This is a genomic window from Pseudomonas sp. PARCl1, from assembly GCF_947311875.1.
Classification (GTDB): domain Bacteria; phylum Pseudomonadota; class Gammaproteobacteria; order Pseudomonadales; family Pseudomonadaceae; genus Aquipseudomonas; species Aquipseudomonas juntendi.
In genome coordinates this window covers 164,660-183,239 of the sequence record NZ_CAMZMX010000005.1, presented here as the reverse complement: position 1 = coordinate 183,239, position 18,580 = coordinate 164,660, and the positions used below count along the sequence as shown (strand labels likewise).

Sequence of the window (18,580 nt, the reverse complement as noted above, 5' to 3'; positions counted from 1 at the left end):
GCACCAAGGCGTTCGCGCGCGAATCCCACAGGAATAATTGGCCCGAAACAAACGTAGGAGCGAGCGCAGCTCGCGATTGCGCCGCGCGGGCGGCGCTCGATCTCACAGGCGCTGAAGATGCAGCGGCCATAGAATCTCCCACAGGACCGCACTAAGCTTGAGCTCTGCACTGCACCTGTGGGAGCCCGGCTTGCCGGCGATGGGCCGCAAAGCGGCCCCAATCGCTTGACTGACCGACATTAGCCGTTACGCCGCTCTTCAGCCAGGCACGCCGCGGCCGTGAACAGCACATCGGTTGAGGAGTTCAGCGCGGTCTCCGCCGAATCCTGCAACACCCCGATGATGAAGCCCACCGCAACCACCTGCATGGCAATTTCGCTGGGGATGCCGAACAGGCTGCACGCCAGCGGAATCAGCAGCAGCGACCCCCCTGCCACGCCGGAGGCACCGCAGGCACAGACGGCTGCCACCACGCTGAGCAGCAACGCTGTCGGCAGGTCGACCGGGATACCCAGGGTATGCACTGCGGCCAGCGTCAGCACAGTGATGGTGATCGCCGCACCGGCCATGTTGATGGTGGCACCCAGCGGGATTGACACCGAATAGGTGTCTTCATGCAAGCCAAGGCGCTCTGACAGTGCCAGGTTGACCGGGATATTGGCCGCCGAACTACGGGTGAAGAACGCGGTGATGCCGCTTTCGCGCAGGCACAGCAAGGTCAGCGGGAACGGGTTGCGGCGGATTTTCCAGTACACGATCAGCGGGTTCATCACCAGCGCCACGAACAGCATGCTGCCGATCAGCACTGCCAGCAGGTGCAGGTAGCCGAGCAAGGCGTTCAGGCCGGATTGAGCCAAGGTCGCGCTGACCAGGCCGAAGATGCCCAGCGGGGCAAAGCGGATGACTACACGTACGATCAGGGTGACACCGTTGGACAGGTCCTCGACCACGGTGCGGGTGGTATCTCCCGCATGGCGCAAGGCCACGCCCAGGCCCACGGCCCAGGTCAGCACGCCGATGAAATTGGCGTTGAGCAGGGCGTTGATCGGGTTGTCGACCGCGCTCAGCAACAGGTTCTGCAGTACCTCGGTAATGCCGCCCGGTGCGCTGAGCGTGGCTTCGCCGGTGCTGAGCACCAATGATGAGGGGAACAGCGTGCTGGCGATCACGGCCACCAATGCCGCGGCGAAAGTGCCCAGCAGGTAAAGCCACAGGATAGGGCGAATGTGGGTTTCCTGGCCATGCCGGTGGTTGGCGATCGAAGCCATGACCAGAATGAATACCAGTACAGGTGCCACTGCCTTGAGGGCACTGACGAAGACCTTGCCGAGGAAGGCCAGGTCGCCGGCCACGCTGGGGGCCAGCAGGGCCAGGGCGATACCGGCGAGCAAGCCGATGACGATCTGCGTCACCAGGCTGGTACGGTTGAGGAGGCGGAAAACAGAGGTCATGTGCAGCGTTATCTCGGATTCTGTAAAGGGCGGGACTTTAGCACAGAGCCTTGCCGGGCGGCCCGGCACGTTTCGCGGCCAGTGCCGCCCCGCAAGCGAATGCAGGCGAGGCCGTGCGAACCAGCCCGGTCACCAGTGGAACAGCTCTCGCCGTGCCCCCTCGGTAATCGCCACGATCCCCGGGTGCTTGACCTTGCGCTCCACCGAAATGGCATAGAACGACTCATGCACAGCCTCGGTCTGCCCGATCAGTTGCACGCCGTACTGTCGGCACACTTCCTCGGCGATCACACTGGGTGCAACGAAGATGCCGCTGCCCGACTGGCCGAAGGCCTGCATCAATGCGCTGTCATCGAACTCGCCGACAATGCGGGGCTGCACCTGCTGGTCGCCCAGCCACCGCAGCAAGCGGCTGCGCACCACGGTTTCCTGGCCGGGAATCAGCAGGGGGGCGTCCTGCAAGCAGGCAGGAAAGGCACCCGGGTAGCGCTTGGCCAATGCAGGGGTGGCAAAAAAACTCAGGCCGCATTCGCCAAGCTTCTGGCTGTAGCCCTTGATATCCAGGTTGTTGGGCATGGGGCTGTCGGAAATCACCAGGTCCAGGCGCTGGATGGCCAGGTCGCCGAGCAGCCGTTCGAGCTTGTCTTCGCGGCAATTGATGCGCAGCACGTCGTCCAGCTCCATGGTCGGGGCCAGCAGGCGATAGACGATGGACTTGGGTACCACATCGGCTACGCCCACGCGGAACAGGATCTGCTCCTGTGGCCCGGCGCGCAGCATGGCCTCCAGTTCGCCACCAAGCTGGAACATCTGTTCGGCATAAGCCAGCGTCTGGCGGCCGGTTTCGGTGAGCTCCAGCTGCCGCCCCACACGCTGGAACAACTCCAGGCCGTAGGTGTGTTCGAACAGGCTGATCTGCCCGCTGATGGTTTGCGGGGTCAGGTTCAGCTGTTCGCTGGCGCGGGCGATGCTGCCGGTCCTGGCCACTGCCCAGAAGTAGTGCAACTGGCGGTAGTTGAGCACGCTGTTTTCCCGATTCGTAAAACCCGAAGTATAACCCTTGAAAATACGAATTTTCCTGATGTATCGGCGTGTCTAGAATCCTTCGTTATCAGGCGCCTCGTGCGCTGCTGAAGTCACCACAAGCGAGGAACCCATGCTGCACTTGAAATCCATCGGCACGCCGCTGGTACTGGCCCTGGCGCTGTTTGCCCTGGCTGGTTGCGACCAGGCCGAGAAGTCCGCCCAGCAGATGCTCGACCAAGCTGCTCAATCGGCCAAGCAGGCCATCGACGATACCAACAAGGCCGCCCAGCAGGCGCTGAGCGAAGCCATTGGCAGTGAAGGGCAGAAGCCCGTGCAAGCTGAAAAGAACGAAAAAAGCCAGGAAATCTGACCCCAACCGCCGTTGCAGGATGTGAACAATGGAATATCTGCTGGAACTCGCCGCTAGCCCTACCGCCTGGATTGCCCTGGCTACGCTGGTGGCCATGGAAATCGTACTGGGCATCGACAACCTGATCTTCATCTCGATCCTGACCAACAAGTTGCCGGTGGCGTACCGTTCCAAGGCGCGGCGCATCGGCATCAGCATGGCCCTGATCATGCGCCTGGCGTTGCTCAGCACGGTGGCCTGGATCGTCCAGCTGACCGACCCGGTATTCGAAGTGTTCGGCAACGCGTTCTCGTGGAAAGACATGATCCTGATTGCGGGTGGCCTGTTCCTGTTGTGGAAGGCTACCAAGGAAATTCACGAAAACGTCGACCCGCACGGTGCCAAGGAAGAGGCCAAGGTGGGCTCCACGGTGACCTTGGGCTTCGCTGCGGCGATCTTCCAGATCCTGCTGCTGGATATCGTGTTCTCGGTAGACAGCATCATTACCGCCGTGGGCATGACCGAGCACCTGCCGATCATGATCATCGCCGTGATCACTGCCGTGATCGTGATGATGGTCGCGGCCGACCCACTGGCCAACTTCATCAACGACAACCCGACTGTCGTGATGCTGGCCCTGGGCTTCCTGATCATGATCGGTATGACGCTGATTGCCGAAGGGTTTGGTGCCCATGTGCCCAAAGGCTACGTGTACGCTGCGATGGCGTTCTCCACCGCAATCGAGGTCCTCAACATTCTCGCACGCAGGGCGCGGCTCAAGCGTGAGGCAGCTGAGCATTGACGGTGGGCAGCGGGGCGCTTTGCGCCCCGTTTGGCTGCTGAATGCTGCGCGGTCAGTGCACCCCCGCAGGCCGCCGTGCTCGCTGTACGTGCCGGGTTTTGGCCGGCACCTGCGGCGGTTGTTGATTGGGTTGTGCATGACGCCGCACGATACGTAGTACACCCCATAGCATGGCGGCTGCGACGCTCAGCCACATGCTGACCAGCATGAGGATTGCCAGGGTCAGGCTCATCTGTGCCTCCATCGCTGCGGCAAACGCCAGAGTGACCGGCGTTTGCGTTCCAGACACTGCTTTAGTCTAGCCTTTCGCCTGGGACGTTCCATCGAACAAAGGTCTATCTCTGAGTCCGATTCGCTCCAAGCCGTTGTCGGACTATACCCGCGCCGTCGTCGGACCTATGATCACTGGCCAGAGCTGGGCGCTGCCTGCCCGGCGTTGGAGCAAGCGAGTGTCCATGCAGCAATCTTCCTTCAAGAGCGCCCGGCGGCTGCTGTCGGCCTTCATCGTGGCAGCCAGCCTGGCGGGCTGTGCCAGTGCGCCGCCCGCCAATCTCAAAGGCCTGCCGCAACGGGTCGAAATCAGCAGCGTGCCGTTCTACCGGGGCAACGCCAACCATAGCGGCGCCATGGCCCTGGCAGCAGTGTTGTCGCAACAGGGGGCACCGATTACCCCGGGGCTGCTGGACAAGCCCCTGAACCTGCCACAGGGTGCCGATGCTTTGGACACCGCCATCCCTCGCGTGGCACGGGACTACGGCATGGTGGTGTACCGCCTGGACAAGCAACTGGATGCGCTGTTGACCCAAGTGGCGGCGGGTAACCCGGTACTCTTGCGCTACGAAGACGGTTCCGCCTGGTGGGGCGAGCCGCGCTATGCGGTGCTGATCGGTTATGACCGCTACAAGCAGCGGGTACTGCTGCGCTCGGGCATGCACCGCCGGCACATGATGGCATTCGACGCGTTCGCTTCGGCGTGGGCCGAGCAGGGCAGTTGGGCAGTGCTGGTGCAGCCGCCACGGCAATTGCCGGCTGAAGTGGATAGGCAACGCTGGTTGCAGGCGGCGGAAGAGTTGTCGCGGGCGGGGCAGGAAATCGCGGCGAAGCAGGCGGTGAACAGCCTGAGCAAATGATCGTTCCCATCATGGCCTTTTCGCAGGCAGACCCGCTCCTCCACAGAGCGTGTGCGCACCGCACAGCCCCATGGAGGAGCGGGTCCCGCACCGAGGAGGCCCGCTACATCAGAAACCCAGGCGATCACGCAGGCTGTAGTACCAGGCACCGATAGCGCTGAACGGCACGCGCAGCATCTGGCCGCCTGGGAACGGGTAGTGCGGCAGGCCGGCGAAAGCGTCGAAACGCTCGGCCTGGCCGCGCAGGGCTTCGGCCAGCACCTTGCCCGCCAGGTGGGTATAGGTCACGCCGTGGCCCGAGCACCCCTGGGAGTAATAGATGTTGTCGCCGATGCGACCTACCTGTGGCAGGCGCGACAGGGTCAGCAGGAAGTTGCCGGTCCAGGCGTAGTCGATTTTCACGTTCTTCAGTTGCGGGAAGGCCTTGAGCATCTTCGGGCGGATGATCGCTTCGATGTTGGCCGGGTCACGTGCGCCGTACACTACGCCACCGCCGAAGATCAGGCGCTTGTCGCTGGTCAGGCGGTAATAGTCGAGCAGGTAGTTGCAATCTTCCACGCAGTAGTCCTGCGGCAGCAGGGTGCGCGCCAGCTCTTCGCCCAGGGGTTCGGTGGTGATCACCTGGGTGCCGCATGGCATGGATTTGGCGGCCAGCTCTGGCACCAGGTTGCCCAGGTAGGCGTTGCCAGCGACGATGATGAACTTGGCGCGGACCTTGCCCTGTGGGGTATGCACCACGGGGTTGGCGCCGCGCTCGATGCGCACGGCCGGAGTTTGCTCATAGATGATGCCGCCCAGCGACTCGACCGCCGCAGCTTCGCCCAGCGCCAGGTTCAGCGGGTGGATGTGACCGCCGCTCATGTCGAGCATGCCGCCGACGTAGCTGTCGCAGGCCACGACCTCGCGGATGCGCTTCTGGTCCATCAGTTCCAGCTGGTTGTGGCCGAAACGCTCCCAAAGGCGCTTTTGCGATTCCAGGTGGCCCATCTGCTTGCTGGTGAGCGCGGCGAAGACGCCGCCGTCCTTCAGGTCGCACTGGATGTTGTACTTGGCCACGCGCTCGCGAATGATACGCCCGCCTTCGAAGGCCATGTGGCCCAGCAGCTGGGCCTGTTTAGGGCCCACAGTGCGTTCGATCACGTCGATGTCGCGGCTGTAGCTGTTGACGATCTGGCCACCGTTGCGGCCCGAGGCACCGAAGCCGACCTTGGCGGCTTCGACGATGCTCACCTTGAAGCCGTTCTCCAGCAGGAACAGGGCGCTGGACAGGCCGGTGTAGCCGGCGCCGATGATGCATACATCGGTTTCCACCTCACCCTGCAGCGCCGGACGTGGCGGCACCGGGTTGGCCGAGGCGGCGTAGTAGGACTGGGGGTAGGGGGTGTTAGCCATGCTGCAGGAACCTCGTGTTTTATATTTTTAACGAATGTAGCGATGCTATCAATAATAATAAACACCCGCTAGTCGTCTGTTGAAAATCCCTCACACAGTCGCAAGCGACCCTTCTCTATAAAGAGGTTTAGATTCAGTAGCTTAGCGCGAAAAAAAGTGTTGACAGGCTTTTCCAATTGCGTAGAATGCGCACCACACGACAGGCACATAGCTCAGTTGGTTAGAGCACCACCTTGACATGGTGGGGGTCGTTGGTTCGAGTCCAATTGTGCCTACCAAATCGAAGAAGGGGTGATCCGCAAGGGTCACCCCTTTTTTCATTGGTTTTTCCGGCGGTTGGCTGCAACACCGGGAAACTGCGAAAGTTTTTGATTTTTCTGAAAAAAACGCTTTACAGGTGCGCATTTGATCACTAAGATGCGCACCACACGACAGGCACATAGCTCAGTTGGTTAGAGCACCACCTTGACATGGTGGGGGTCGTTGGTTCGAGTCCAATTGTGCCTACCAAATCGAAGAAGGGGTGATCCGCAAGGGTCACCCCTTTTTTCATTGGTTTTTCCGGCGGTTGGCTGCAACACCGGGAAACTGCGAAAGTTTTTGATTTTTCTGAAAAAAACGCTTTACAGGTGCGCATTTGATCACTAAGATGCGCACCACACGACAGGCACATAGCTCAGTTGGTTAGAGCACCACCTTGACATGGTGGGGGTCGTTGGTTCGAGTCCAATTGTGCCTACCAAACTCCAGAAAGGGCGATCAGCAATGATCGCCCTTTTTGCATGTGCGCGTGAAGCAGCCTGTAACCTTTGGTCACGCTTCGGCCAGCGCGCAGCATGCTAGAATCCGCCCCTTCGAAACGGGAGGTACATGCGTGCGTAAACTGGCTGTGGTAATGGCAGTGCTCGCCCTGGCGGGCTGTGAGAACGAGGTCGAGGGCGTGCACAAGCAGGTGGCTGAACACTTGCACAACCCCAAAACGGCCAAGTTCGGCAACGTGCGGATCGACACCCAGGGCACCATCTGCGGCCAGGTCCGTGGCAAGGACGATGCCGGGCAGTACGAGGCCTACCGCAGCTACGTGGCGTTCAAGCGCGATGGCCAGTACGACATCATCGTGGACGAAACCGGCAACAACCTGCGTATCCGCGAACTGTGCGGCGGTGCCGACCTGCAGCGTCGCGCCGAAGCGCTGGCCAACCAGCCGGCACCCGAAGGCTGGGATGTGGAGGTGGTGCAGGGCGCCAACATGGGCGCGCTCAGCGACATGACGGCCCGCCTGATCGAAAAGGGCATCCCGTCGTCGGTGGAATACCGCGATGGCAAGCCGGTGGTGCTGATGGGGCCGTTCCCTACTCGCGAAGAGGCGCAGGCCCGCCGCGACGAAGTCATGGCCAAATTGGGCACCGACTCGGTGGTCATCCAGCACGGCGCAGCGCGCTGACCTGCGCGGCCAACCCGCTCCCAAGGCGCATGGTAGGCACCTTGCGCCCAGCATTGGCTATGCTTGGGTAGGGAGAGGCTGAGATGGGGGGCGCCTGATGTCGACACTGGAGCGGGCCATAGCCGTGGCCGCCAGGGCGCATGAAGGGCAATACGACAAGGGTGGGGCGGCGTATATCCTTCACCCTTTACGTGTGATGCTGCGGGTTGCCACACCGGAACAGCGCATTGTTGCGGTGCTTCACGATGTGATCGAGGATACCTCGCTGACCCTCTCCGACCTGGCGCGGGAGGGCTTCGCGCTGAAAATTCTCGCAGCCCTGCTGGCGCTCAGCCGGCGTGAAGGCGAAGCTTATCAGGACTTTGTCGTGCGCCTGGGCGACGACCCGCTGGCGCGCACGGTCAAACTGGCTGACCTGGCCGACAACAGTGACCTTTCGCGTATTCCCTGCCCAGGCCCTGCCGACCTGGCGCGGCTGGCGCGCTATCGCGAGGCCAGCGCTTACCTGCAGGCACTTCGTTAGTTCAGCCGCAAGCCTTGAGGTTGACTTGGCATAAGATGCAGATTCAAGCATTCTGAACCGCCATACTCCGTGACCTCGACATAGCCCATGAGCAAGCCAGTGTTCCCCCAGCCCTTTCTAGCGATTGGCTGCTCCCAATGTCGTGACCTCGCTAGCCTGGGTTTCGACATTACCATGGCGTTCCAGCCCATAATCCATGTGCCTTCAGGCAGGCCGTTCGCCTACGAGGCACTGGTTCGCGGTGTGAACGGTGAAAGCGCTGCGCAAATTTTGGCCAAGGTAACTCCCGACAACCTGTACCGCTTTGATCAGGCCTGCCGCGTGAAGGCCATCGAGCAAGCGGCTGGACTGGGCTTGGGACGCCAGAAAAACTGTAAATTGAGCATCAATTTTCTGCCCAATGCCGTCTACCGTGCCAGCACCTGCATCCGGGCTACCTTGGAGGCCACAGTCACATTCGACTTCCCCGCCAATCTGCTGATGTTCGAAGTGACCGAAGGCGAGCGGATCGAGGACACCGAGCACTTGAAGTCGATCTTCAAGGAGTACGAGCGACAGGGCTTCACCACTGCAATAGATGATTTTGGCTCGGGTTACTCAGGGCTGAATCTGCTCGCAGAATTTCAGCCGGCTGTACTCAAGCTGGATATGGCTCTCACTCGGGGAGTCAACCAGGATGTGGTTCGCCAAGCCATCGTGGCCGGTATCGTATTGGTGGCCGAGCGGTTGGGCATTACGCTGATTGCCGAGGGGATCGAGACTGACGAAGAGTGCCAAGCACTGGCGGCGCTGGGAATTGATTTGATGCAAGGGTACCTGTTCGCTCGGCCGCAGGTGAATGGTTTGCCGTTGTTTGAGCGGCTGTCTTGACCTTGACCTGATGGTGCTCCCCTGGGCGGCACAGCAGGCGCAGGCCGGTAGCAGCGAAAAGCGCCACGCTCATGCCTGGTCAGTCTTCCTTCGGCACCGTCCAGAAAATCTGCACGCCGCCATCGTCACGGTGGGCGAGGGTGACGTTGTCGTTCTCGGCAATTTCCTCGAGCAGGGTTTCCCAGTCGTCCGGGCTTTCCTGTTCCAGGCGGAAGATCAGCGCCGCGCGGCTGCGTTGGGCGGTGGGGCTGTTGATGATCTTCTGGATGCGAACACCCAGCTGAACGTAGCTGCTTGGGGTGGCGGAGGCGGTGCTGGACACAGGAATATCCTTGTTGTGCTGTATGTGCGTACAGTATTTCAGCGTAAGCAATTTCGCAACAGCTTGTCAGGGAAAATCCGGCTAGGCTGGCCAGAGAATTCGCACTGTCGGTGCGGGTCTGGTGTAATGGCGGCCATTTTCGGAAGCTGCGCATGTATCGATTTCTTTCTCGTTTTCCTACCTCTACAGGCCTGGTCCTGCTGATTGCAGGCGACTTTGGTGCGCTTGACGATGCCTGGGCCGATGCCCCCACTGCCGTGGTGATCGAGCCGCTGGTGGTGAGCGGTGCCTACCTGCCCACCCGTACGTTCGACCTGCCGTTCTCGGTCGATACCATCGACTTGTCCCGTGGCACTGACGGCCAGTTGGGCGTCAACCTGTCGGAAGTGCTGGGCAAGGTGCCAGGGCTGGTGGTGCAGAACCGCCAGAACTACGCCCAGGACCTGCAGGTTTCTTCGCGAGGCTACGGCGCCCGCTCGGCCTTCGGGGTGCGGGGCATCAAGCTGATCAGCGATGGGATCCCGGCCAGTACTCCCGACGGTCAAGGGCAAGCGGCCACGCTCAACCTGGATGTGGCCGAGCGCATCGAGGTGTTGCGCGGCCCGGCCGCCACCCTGTACGGCAGCAACGCCGGTGGGGTTATCCAGATGTTCAGCCGCGACGGCCAGGGCCCTGCCCAGGTAGGTGCCGAAACCACCTTCGGCAGCGACGGTTTCAACAAGAACCACCTGAGCGCCGAGGGCGGTAACGACACGGCCGGTTTCCTGCTGGATGCGTCGCGCATGGACACCGACGGCTACCGTGACCACAGCGCGGCGCGCCGTGACCAGACCTTCGCCAAGGTCCATTTCAAGCCGGATAGCGAATCGCGCCTGGCACTGATCTACAGCAGCCTGGAACAGAACGGCACCCAGGACCCTCTGGGACAGACCTGGGAAGCCTACAAGCACGACCCGCGCTCCAGCGCGGCAGTGGCGCAAACCTATGACACGCGCAAGAGCATCGACCACCAGCAGTTGGGCATGAACTATGAGCGCTACGTGGGTGACGCCACGTTGCAGCTGAACCTGTACGCCGGGCAGCGCCGGGTGGTGCAGTACCTGTCCATTCCCAGGACGGTGGTCTCGAACAGCCAGCGCGGGGGTGGCGTGGTCGACTTCGATCGGCAGTTCCAGGGCGGTACGCTGCGCTGGATCCAGCCGGTTGCGCAGGTGCCCGGCAATCTCACCCTGACCCTTGGCGCCGATTACGACCAGAGCAAGGATGACCGCCGTGGCTACCAGAACTTCAGCGCTGACCAGTTGGGTGTGAAAGGCGAGTTGCGACGTGACGAGCAGGACACCGCCACCAGCCTGGACCCTTACCTGCAGGCGCACTGGGAAATCGGTAACTGGACCAGCGAGCTGGGCTTGCGCTACAGCAGCATGAACATGCGCGTCGATGACCATTACCTGGCCAACGGTGACGCCAGCGGCTCCAAACGGTATCAGCAAGCTACCCCTTCGCTGTCTGTGATGTACGCCTTCACCCCTGATCTGCGTGGTTACGTGAGTGTCGGCAAAGGCTTCGAAACACCCACGCAGGCCGAGATGGCCTATGCACCGGGAGCGGACGAACGATTCAACTTCGGGCTCGAGCCTGCCACCAGCATGCAGTATGAAACGGGCCTGAAGTACCGGCTGAGCGAGCGCACGCGGCTGGACGCCGCCGTTTACCAGATCCAGACCGAAAACGAAATAGTCGTGGACCGTGCGACGGACGGCCGAACCAGCTATCGCAATGCCGGGCGAACCCTTCGGCGTGGCTTCGAGGCCCGCCTGCAGCAGGATTGGAACGACCAGTGGCAGGCCACTGTGGTGTACACCCGCACCGACGCGCGCTATGCCGAAAACGTCAGCCAGGCCATCGCACGTGGCAACCGCCTGCCAGGTGTGCCCCAGGACAACCTGTACGGCGAGGTGCTGTGGAAGCCGGTGGCGGCGGTCAGCATGGGCCTGGAAGGGCAGTACCGCAGCAAGGTGTATGTCGACGACAGCAACGCTGCCAAGGCGGCGCCGGCCTATGCCGTGTTCAATTGGCGTACGCGCTTCGAGCAGCATGTCGGCCCATGGACATTCCACCAGCTGGTGCGCCTGGACAACCTGTTCGACCGGCAATATGTAGGGTCGGTGATCGTCGGCGACAGCAACGGGCGTTACTACGAGGCCGCGCCTGGGCGCTCATGGTATGCGGGGGCGGGTTTGGCGTACCGGTTCCAGTGACGGGCTACAGGGGCCGGGTGGCGCCTGCAGGGGCTGCCCAGCCACCGCTGGCAGTGCCGGTAGCGGTAGAATCAGCACCTGATCATACGCTTCAGAGGTAGATGCGGTGGAATTGCAGCAGGGCTTCGTCCTGACCCGGCATTGGCATGACACGCCCGAAGGGACCTGCGTGGAATTCTGGCTGGCTACCGATCAGGGGCCCCGGCAATTGCGCCTTGCCCCTCAGGACTCGGTGGCTTTCATCCCGCTGGCGCAGGCTGAACATGCCCGGGTGTTGTTGGCCAAAGAGCCAGGTGTACAGCTCAAGCCCTTGCAGTTGAAGGACTTCGAGCAGCGCCCGGTCATGGGGCTGTATTGCCGCCAGCACCGGCAGCTGATGCAACTGGAGCAACGCCTGCGCAACGCCGGCATCGACGTTTTCGAAGCCGACATTCGCCCGCCCGAACGCTACCTGATGGAGCGCTTCATCACCGCCCCCGTGCAGTTCACCGGCAAGCCTGATGCACAGGGCGTGCTCTGCGAAGCTCAGCTCAGGCCGCTGGCAGGTTACCGTCCACCGCTGCGCCTGGTGTCGCTGGACATCGAAACCAGCGAACGTGGGGAGTTGTACAGCATTGCCCTGGAGGGCTGTGGCCAGCGTCAGGTATACATGCTTGGCAAACCCAACGGCGACCCGGCGGGGGTGGACTTCGATCTGCACTACTGCGCCGACCGCGCCGAGCTGCTGGTGTGCCTGAACCAGTGGATGGCGCTGCACGACCCCGACGCGATCATTGGCTGGAACCTGATCCAGTTCGACCTGCGCGTGCTGCATGAGCACGCCAGGGCGTTGCAGGTAGCGCTGGCCTTGGGGCGCAGAGGCGCAGCCATGACCTTGCGAAGCCAGGGCGGCGGTGGCCACGTATTCGCCGACGCCCCGGGGCGCTTGTTGATCGATGGCATCGAGGCGCTGCGCTCGGCCACCTGGAGTTTCCCATCGTTCAGCCTCGAAAACGTCGCCCAGACGCTGCTCGGCGAAGGCAAAGCCATCGACACACCGTACCAGCGCATGGACGAAATCAACCGGCGCTTCGCCGAAGACAAACCGGCCCTGGCGCGGTACAACCTGAAGGACTGTGAGCTGGTGACGCGGATCTTCGCCCACACCCGCCTGCTCGAGTTCCTGCTGGAACGCTCATCGGTTACCGGCCTGGCGGTGGACCGCAGCGGCGGGTCGGTCGCCGCGTTTTGCCACTTGTACATTCCGCATATGCACCGCCTGGGGTACGTGGCGCCCAACCTGGGCAGCCGCCCGGACGAAGCCAGCCCTGGCGGCTTCGTCATGGACTCGCGCCCAGGTTTGTACGACTCGGTACTGGTCCTGGATTACAAAAGCCTGTACCCCTCGATCATTCGCACCTTCCTGATCGACCCGGTGGGCCTGGTGGAAGGTTTGCAACGTCCTGACGATGAGCACTCGGTGGAGGGTTTCCGTGGCGGGCGCTTTTCCCGCAGCCAGCATTGCCTGCCGGCCATCGTCGAGCGTGTGTGGCAGGGCAGGGAGGCGGCCAAACGCGAGGGTAACTCGCCGTTGTCCCAGGCACTGAAGATCATCATGAACGCGTTCTACGGCGTGCTGGGTTCCAGCGGTTGCCGCTTCTTCGACCCCCGGCTGGCCTCGTCCATCACCTTGCGTGGGCACCAGATCATGCACCAGACCCGGGCGCTGATCGAGGCCCGGGGTTTCGACGTGATCTATGGCGATACCGACTCCACCTTCGTCTGGCTCAAGGGTGCCCATGCCGAGGAAGACGCGGTGCGCATCGGTCGCGAGCTGGTGGCCCAGGTCAACCAGTGGTGGCAAACGCACCTGCGCGAAAGCATGAACCTGGACTGCGCCCTCGAGCTTCAGTTCGAGGTGCATTACCGGCGTTTCCTGATGCCCACCATCCGTGGTACCGACGAGGGCAGCAAGAAACGCTATGCCGGGCTCAGGCAGCGGGCTGATGGCACAGAAGAAATGGTGTTCAAGGGCCTGGAATCGGTGCGCACCGACTGGTCACCGCTGGCCCGGCAGTTTCAGCAGGAGCTCTACGCACGCGTGTTTCGTGGTGAGCCGTACCGTGATTACCTGTGTGACTATGTACAGCGCACGCTGGCGGGTGAAAACGACGAGCTGCTGGTCTATCGCAAGCGCTTGCGGCGGCCACTGGCCGACTATCAGCGCAATGTCCCGCCCCATGTGCGTGCCGCACGCCTGGCCGACGACTACAACAAGCGCCTGGGCCGCCCGCTGCAATACCAGCGCGGCGGCTGGATCAGCTATGTGATCACCACCGCAGGCCCAGAGCCGCTGGAAAACCTGCAAGCCCCCATCGACCATGATCATTACATCAGCCGGCAGTTGCAGCCGGTGGCTGATGCCATCCTGCCTTTTGTCGGCGACGACTTCGCGCGGCTGATCGACCATCAACTGCTGCTGTTCTGAACGGGTAGTAGATAGCTAGCCGTCGGCATGCCCTGAACCTGCACAAACTCTAGCCTCAACGCCATCGCGGAGGCACAGATGCAGGGCAAATCCACTTCACCTTCGAATGCGGTCGACGCGCTTGCCATCGCGCAAGCCTGCCAGGACCATTACATTGCACAGCGGCTGCCGGCCTGGATGGCGAAGCTGACGATGGCCGACTACCGGCTGCTGAGCCAGGCACTGTCGCAGTTGCTGGCTTGCCGGGAAGGGCTGACGCAAGCCCTGGCACAGGTGCGCAACCTGGATGATTTCAGCCGGCCTTTGCTGCAGCAGGCGCTGGCCCGGTTTGGCACCCTGGATGCCGACCGCGTGTGCCTGCGGCAATGGTATTACTTCACGTCGCCGACCATCAGTTATGTGACCGGTCGGCTGCCGGTCGCCGACAGCGATTACTACGATACGCCGCTGCTGGAGGCAGCGCTGGGCAACTTCACCGAGGCCGAGCAGCATGATCAGCCCCGCAAGAATTGCCTGGTGGATGCGCTGGGCGCCACGCGTACTGAGCTATCGGCAACGGCTTTCGTCAGGCTGTGCCGCACGCTGGACCTTGGCCAGCAGTACCAGGCGCACCTGGCGGGTGTTTTTCAGCCAAGCGTGCGCGAGCTGCTGGTTCGCCGCCAACGCTATGGCATGCTGGCCGATGCGCTTGCAGCCAGCGCACAGGGCGTGTTGAGCGCGGCCCAGCTGCACTGGGTGGTGCAACTGTGCATGCATGACACGCTTGGCACCCTCGCGGGATCGCCGGTCAGCGTCCGCCGGCTAGAACTGTTTGGTTGCCGCATGCAGCAGATCGTGGTGCTGGATGTCATTGCCGAGGGGACGTTCTACAACACCAGCAAGTACGTCCTGGTGTATGTACCTGGCGACCCCGCAGGCCCCTGGAGCGTGTGCAACGACCTGGAACACTACGCCCGCCGGGTGCTTGGCAAGCGTTTGCGCAAGAACGACTACCGGCGTTTCTTCAGCCGCTTCGTGCGCCGTCGCGACAGCCAGCGGTTTTTCTCTGCCGTGGGTGAGCGGCTCGACGATGTCACCCACTGGGCGACCCGCAGCCTTGATGAACAGACGCATGCCTATGGTTTACCGCTGTTCGATGCCCTGGCTGATGACTGGATTGGCCAGGTCAAGGATGACGCGGCGATCATCGCCCCGCCAGTGGCGATGCTCGATCGCCAGGCTCAGGCCGAGCATGCCCGCCGTTTACAGGCTGAAGGGCAAACCCTGCTCGGCATCGCAGGGCTTTTCGTGCCCGCAATTGGCGCGGTGATGCTGGGTGTGATGGCCTGGGAACTGCTTGAGCAAAGCTTCCAGGCGGTCAGTGACTGGCAACAGAACGAACGCAATGCTGCGCTGGCCCACCTGCTGAATGTGGGCAAAGGGTTGTTGACCGTCGGTGCAACCGTTGCTGTTGTCGCGGCGGCGCGACGTGCCTGGAGCGTGGTAGACCCACTGGTGCCGGCGCAGCTGCCAGGTGGCGAGGAAAAACTGTGGAACACCGACCTGGAACCCTACCGTTGTGGCACCCCGCCGCCTACCGCAGTGCGGGACGAGCAGGGGGTGTATCGCCTGGCCGAGCGCTGCTGGATCAGCATGGACGGTCACTGGTATGAAGTGGCGTGGCGCAAGAACGATGAACAATGGCAGTTGCTCCCTTACCAGGGCTATGCCCCCTTGCTCCGCCACAATGGCGCCGGTGCGTGGCGGCTGTGGTGCGAGCAGCCCGCCGAATGGGCAGACGCGCGCCAGCTGTTCCGCCGCCTGGGCAAGCCCTACAGCGACCTCGATGACCTGCAGATCGACCAGGCGCTGGCCATCCACGGGCTGGACGACCAGCACTTGCGGGCATGGCATGTGTATGGCCGAGCACCTGAGGCAGCGCTGGCTGACACGGTGCAGCGGCTGCTGTTCGCCGGGCGGATCCACACGTTGGTCGGTCAACTGCGCGAAGGTGCCGCCACCGCCGATCAGCAATTGCTGGCGCGGGTGCTGAGCCTTCCCCAGGCGGCAGGGCTGCACGGGCGCGCGCTGGCCGAAGTGGCCTGGGCCGGGCGCCGGGAGCTGCTGCAAGCCATGTACGAGGAGCACAACACCGGCCCGCAAACCCCTTGCCCGTTGCAACGGGCCTTCGCCAGCCTGCACCGCCTGGCGGCCAGGGAAGTGATGCGCAATGCCGGCGAGGACGACCTGCAGCACCTGCAAGAGACCGGGCGCGTGCCGCTGTTCATGGCCGAGGCGGCCAGGCTGCAGGTTACGCGGATTCGAACCGCGCGGGTCTTTGAGGCGCTGCGCATCGATACCCCACAGAATCTCGACCTGGCGCGGGTTGTGCTGAACCTGCTGGGGCAGGTGCCGGGGGCCGGAGGGCCAGGCTGGCGATTGTTCGACGGTGAGGCCAGCGAGCCGCTGCTGACAATCGAAGGCGCGGGCCCAACCTTCGATCTGCTGCACCAGCATGGGGTGTTTCGCTTGCACGACCGTGCCCGGCCCAACGCCGGTGCTGCCGGGGAGCTGTTCGAAACACTGGCGGCGGCGTACGACGCCGAGGCACGAGCGGCCAGCCGGCAGCCTGCTGTGTTCGCACCCGCCCTGCGCCAGGCGGTGGCAGACCTCGCCTTCAACCAGCGGCCAGCCGTGCTGGTCGCCCTTGGCATGGGCCAGCGCCGCGGCGCCTTCGTGGCACCGCTGCGGCTCGCTGACGGCCGCATTGGCTACCCCATGGCCGGCGGCAGGTTATGGGCTGCGTTCGGGCGGCTCAGGCCGCGGGCGCTGCAGGCACGCCTGCGCGACCTGTACCCGGCCTTCAGCGACGAGCAGGTTGGCCAATGGTTGGCGTCAGCCGATGCCCGGGCCAGGTTGAACGGCCTGGAGGCGCAATACCGACAGCTCAACAGCCACCTCGACAGGTGGGTATTCAATGCTGTTGCCACACCTGAACTGACTGCCCGACGTGAATTCAGAAAAGGCTTGATCGACTGCTGGCGCTTGCTCGTCCCCGAGTTGCAGGACCAGGCATCTGTGCAGGGCGGGCGCTTCATGCTGACCCAGACCCGCAGCCGTTTGCGCCAACTGCCTGGCCTGCCGGCCCAAGTGAGTTTCGCGCACGTGTCCATACTGGCCTTGCGCGCCATGCGGCTGGAGCAGGTGCCCGACGATTTCCTGCAGGCGTTTCCCAACTTGCGCAACCTGGAAATCACCAATTGCCGGCTCAGGCGCCTGCCGTTGCCTCAGATGCTGGCACAAAGGCTGGAGGTGCTCGACCTGTCAGGCAATCAGATCGAGCTCGACGAAAGCCAGGCGCTGGTCCTGGCCGGTTGCCGCTCCCTGGTGTACCTGAACCTTTCGGACAACCCGTTGCGCCGGGCATTTTCCGTGTTCGCCATGACCGAGCTCAACGCCTTGCACCTGTCACGCACGCGATTGCCGGAGTTTCCCTACGGCACGCTGGACGCGCCGCAACTGCACACGCTTGACCTCAGTGGCAACAGTATTTCAGTGCTGCCTGACGACCTGCATCAGTCACACTTGTGGCGCGCGGGCCGGGTCGAACTGTCGGGCAACCTGCTGGCGGCAGCATCGCAGGCGTCTTCCAGCTGGCATTGGCTCGAGGCAAGTCGCGTGCCGTATCGGTTCCGTTATCTGGACCTGGTGGCGGCAGAACGTCGCGATGAAATGGCCGCGTTGTGGGTTCATCTGGAAGCCGATGAGGTATCGGACGACTTCTTCAAGACGTTGTCCGTACTGACCACCTCCGGCGCATTCAAGTTTTCCTCCACCGCCTGCGCGCTGGCAGCCCGGGTACTGGAAATGTTCGAAGCAATGAGTGAAGACACTGCGCTGCGGCTGGAGCTGTTCAGGCACGCCGCGGCGACGGATTGCCAGGACAACGCCACTGCCCGTTTCGCTGACCTGGAAGTGCGCTTGATGATATGGCGTACGCGCCGCCAGCAGGGTGGGCGCCCCCCGGAGCAGGGCTTGTTGTGGCTCGGCGGGCAGTTATGGCGCTTGGCGTTGCTCGATCAGTTCGCGGCAGAACATGCCCGCCGGTTGGGGGCCGGCAGTGAGTCACTCGAATTCGCCCTGGCTTACCGTGTTGCCTTGCGCACGGCCCTGGATTTGCCCGCCCAGCCCGGGGAGATGTTGTATACCGATATTGCCCGGCTGCAGGACACCGACCTTCGTTCGGCGCGTGCCTTCGTGCTGGCAGCGCAAACCCGCGACGGCATGGCTGAATACCTTGCCAGGCAACGCTTCTGGCAGGATTACCTGCGGGGCAGTTTCCCCGATCGCCTGCAAGTGCCGCAGGACATGCATGATGAACTGGAGCGGCTGATGGCGCTGGGCAACCAGGAAGCGCAGGTCGAGCGGCTGCAGATTCGGAATCAGCAGCGTGAGCATGCCCTGCTGTTGCAACTGACCCTCGAAGCCCTGGACAGAAACGCGCCCGGCGACAGCACGACGGGGTGAAACGGCCAGCGCAGCGCTGCCAGCCGGTGGCTATGCG

The 18,580-nt window shown here is 62.8% G+C and carries 14 protein-coding genes and 3 tRNA genes; 12 read left to right on the top strand and 5 right to left on the bottom strand.

Annotated elements, in window-relative coordinates:
- Positions 1 to 239: 239 nt before the first annotated feature.
- Positions 240 to 1,451, bottom strand: a complete 1,212-nt coding sequence (gene sstT, locus QME24_RS05055) for a serine/threonine transporter SstT (protein ID WP_054905237.1) — start codon at positions 1,449 to 1,451, stop codon at positions 240 to 242.
- Between the two features lie 129 nt (positions 1,452 to 1,580).
- The gene (gene nhaR / locus QME24_RS05050) at positions 1,581 to 2,474 is read right to left on the bottom strand and encodes a transcriptional activator NhaR (protein WP_054905236.1); all 894 of its coding nucleotides are present in this window, start codon (positions 2,472 to 2,474) and stop codon (positions 1,581 to 1,583) included.
- 133 nt (positions 2,475 to 2,607) lie between these two features.
- Between nhaR and QME24_RS05045 the strand changes: the two genes are divergently transcribed.
- Entirely contained in the window at positions 2,608 to 2,847 is a 240-nt protein-coding gene (locus tag QME24_RS05045) for a hypothetical protein (protein WP_054905235.1), read from the top strand.
- A gap of 28 nt (positions 2,848 to 2,875) precedes the next feature.
- Positions 2,876 to 3,628, top strand: a complete 753-nt coding sequence (locus QME24_RS05040) for a TerC family protein (protein WP_054905234.1) — start codon at positions 2,876 to 2,878, stop codon at positions 3,626 to 3,628.
- Between the two features lie 52 nt (positions 3,629 to 3,680).
- On the opposite strand, the gene QME24_RS05035 is transcribed toward QME24_RS05040, so the two are convergent.
- A complete protein-coding gene (locus QME24_RS05035; protein ID WP_054905233.1) occupies positions 3,681 to 3,860 on the bottom strand; it encodes a hypothetical protein in 180 nt (59 codons plus the stop codon).
- Positions 3,861 to 4,026: 166 nt separating this feature from the next.
- Here QME24_RS05035 and QME24_RS05030 point away from each other — a divergent pair, with 166 nt between their 5' ends.
- Entirely contained in the window at positions 4,027 to 4,758 is a 732-nt protein-coding gene (locus QME24_RS05030; protein ID WP_054905232.1) for a peptidase C39 family protein, read from the top strand.
- 108 nt (positions 4,759 to 4,866) lie between these two features.
- Here the strand turns inward: QME24_RS05030 and QME24_RS05025 are convergent, their stop codons facing one another.
- On the bottom strand, positions 4,867 to 6,150 hold the full coding sequence (locus tag QME24_RS05025) for an FAD-binding oxidoreductase (protein WP_009682777.1): 1,284 nt from the start codon (positions 6,148 to 6,150) through the stop codon (positions 4,867 to 4,869).
- A 201-nt stretch (positions 6,151 to 6,351) separates the two neighbouring features.
- Between QME24_RS05025 and QME24_RS05020 the strand changes: the two genes are divergently transcribed.
- From QME24_RS05020 to QME24_RS04995, 6 genes are all read left to right on the top strand, one after another.
- A tRNA-Val gene (locus QME24_RS05020) sits at positions 6,352 to 6,428 on the top strand.
- A gap of 155 nt (positions 6,429 to 6,583) precedes the next feature.
- A tRNA-Val gene (locus QME24_RS05015) sits at positions 6,584 to 6,660 on the top strand.
- Positions 6,661 to 6,815: 155 nt separating this feature from the next.
- Positions 6,816 to 6,892: transfer RNA gene (locus QME24_RS05010), tRNA-Val, on the top strand.
- Between the two features lie 132 nt (positions 6,893 to 7,024).
- The gene (locus QME24_RS05005) at positions 7,025 to 7,594 is read left to right on the top strand and encodes an SPOR domain-containing protein (RefSeq protein WP_054905231.1); all 570 of its coding nucleotides are present in this window, start codon (positions 7,025 to 7,027) and stop codon (positions 7,592 to 7,594) included.
- Between the two features lie 97 nt (positions 7,595 to 7,691).
- Positions 7,692 to 8,117, top strand: a complete 426-nt coding sequence (locus QME24_RS05000; RefSeq protein WP_054905230.1) for a GTP pyrophosphokinase — start codon at positions 7,692 to 7,694, stop codon at positions 8,115 to 8,117.
- A gap of 87 nt (positions 8,118 to 8,204) precedes the next feature.
- Entirely contained in the window at positions 8,205 to 8,987 is a 783-nt protein-coding gene (locus QME24_RS04995) for an EAL domain-containing protein (protein ID WP_054905229.1), read from the top strand.
- A gap of 79 nt (positions 8,988 to 9,066) precedes the next feature.
- On the opposite strand, the gene QME24_RS04990 is transcribed toward QME24_RS04995, so the two are convergent.
- Positions 9,067 to 9,309, bottom strand: coding sequence for a DUF1654 domain-containing protein (locus QME24_RS04990; protein ID WP_054905228.1), 243 nt, complete (start codon positions 9,307 to 9,309; stop codon positions 9,067 to 9,069).
- Positions 9,310 to 9,461: 152 nt separating this feature from the next.
- Between QME24_RS04990 and QME24_RS04985 the strand changes: the two genes are divergently transcribed.
- From QME24_RS04985 to QME24_RS04975, 3 genes are all read left to right on the top strand, one after another.
- On the top strand, positions 9,462 to 11,570 hold the full coding sequence (locus QME24_RS04985) for a TonB-dependent receptor (RefSeq protein WP_082414665.1): 2,109 nt from the start codon (positions 9,462 to 9,464) through the stop codon (positions 11,568 to 11,570).
- 106 nt (positions 11,571 to 11,676) lie between these two features.
- Positions 11,677 to 14,037, top strand: a complete 2,361-nt coding sequence (locus QME24_RS04980; protein ID WP_232892478.1) for a DNA polymerase II — start codon at positions 11,677 to 11,679, stop codon at positions 14,035 to 14,037.
- A 78-nt stretch (positions 14,038 to 14,115) separates the two neighbouring features.
- On the top strand, positions 14,116 to 18,543 hold the full coding sequence (locus tag QME24_RS04975; RefSeq protein ID WP_280091481.1) for an NEL-type E3 ubiquitin ligase domain-containing protein: 4,428 nt from the start codon (positions 14,116 to 14,118) through the stop codon (positions 18,541 to 18,543).
- The last annotated feature ends 37 nt before the right edge of the window (positions 18,544 to 18,580 follow it).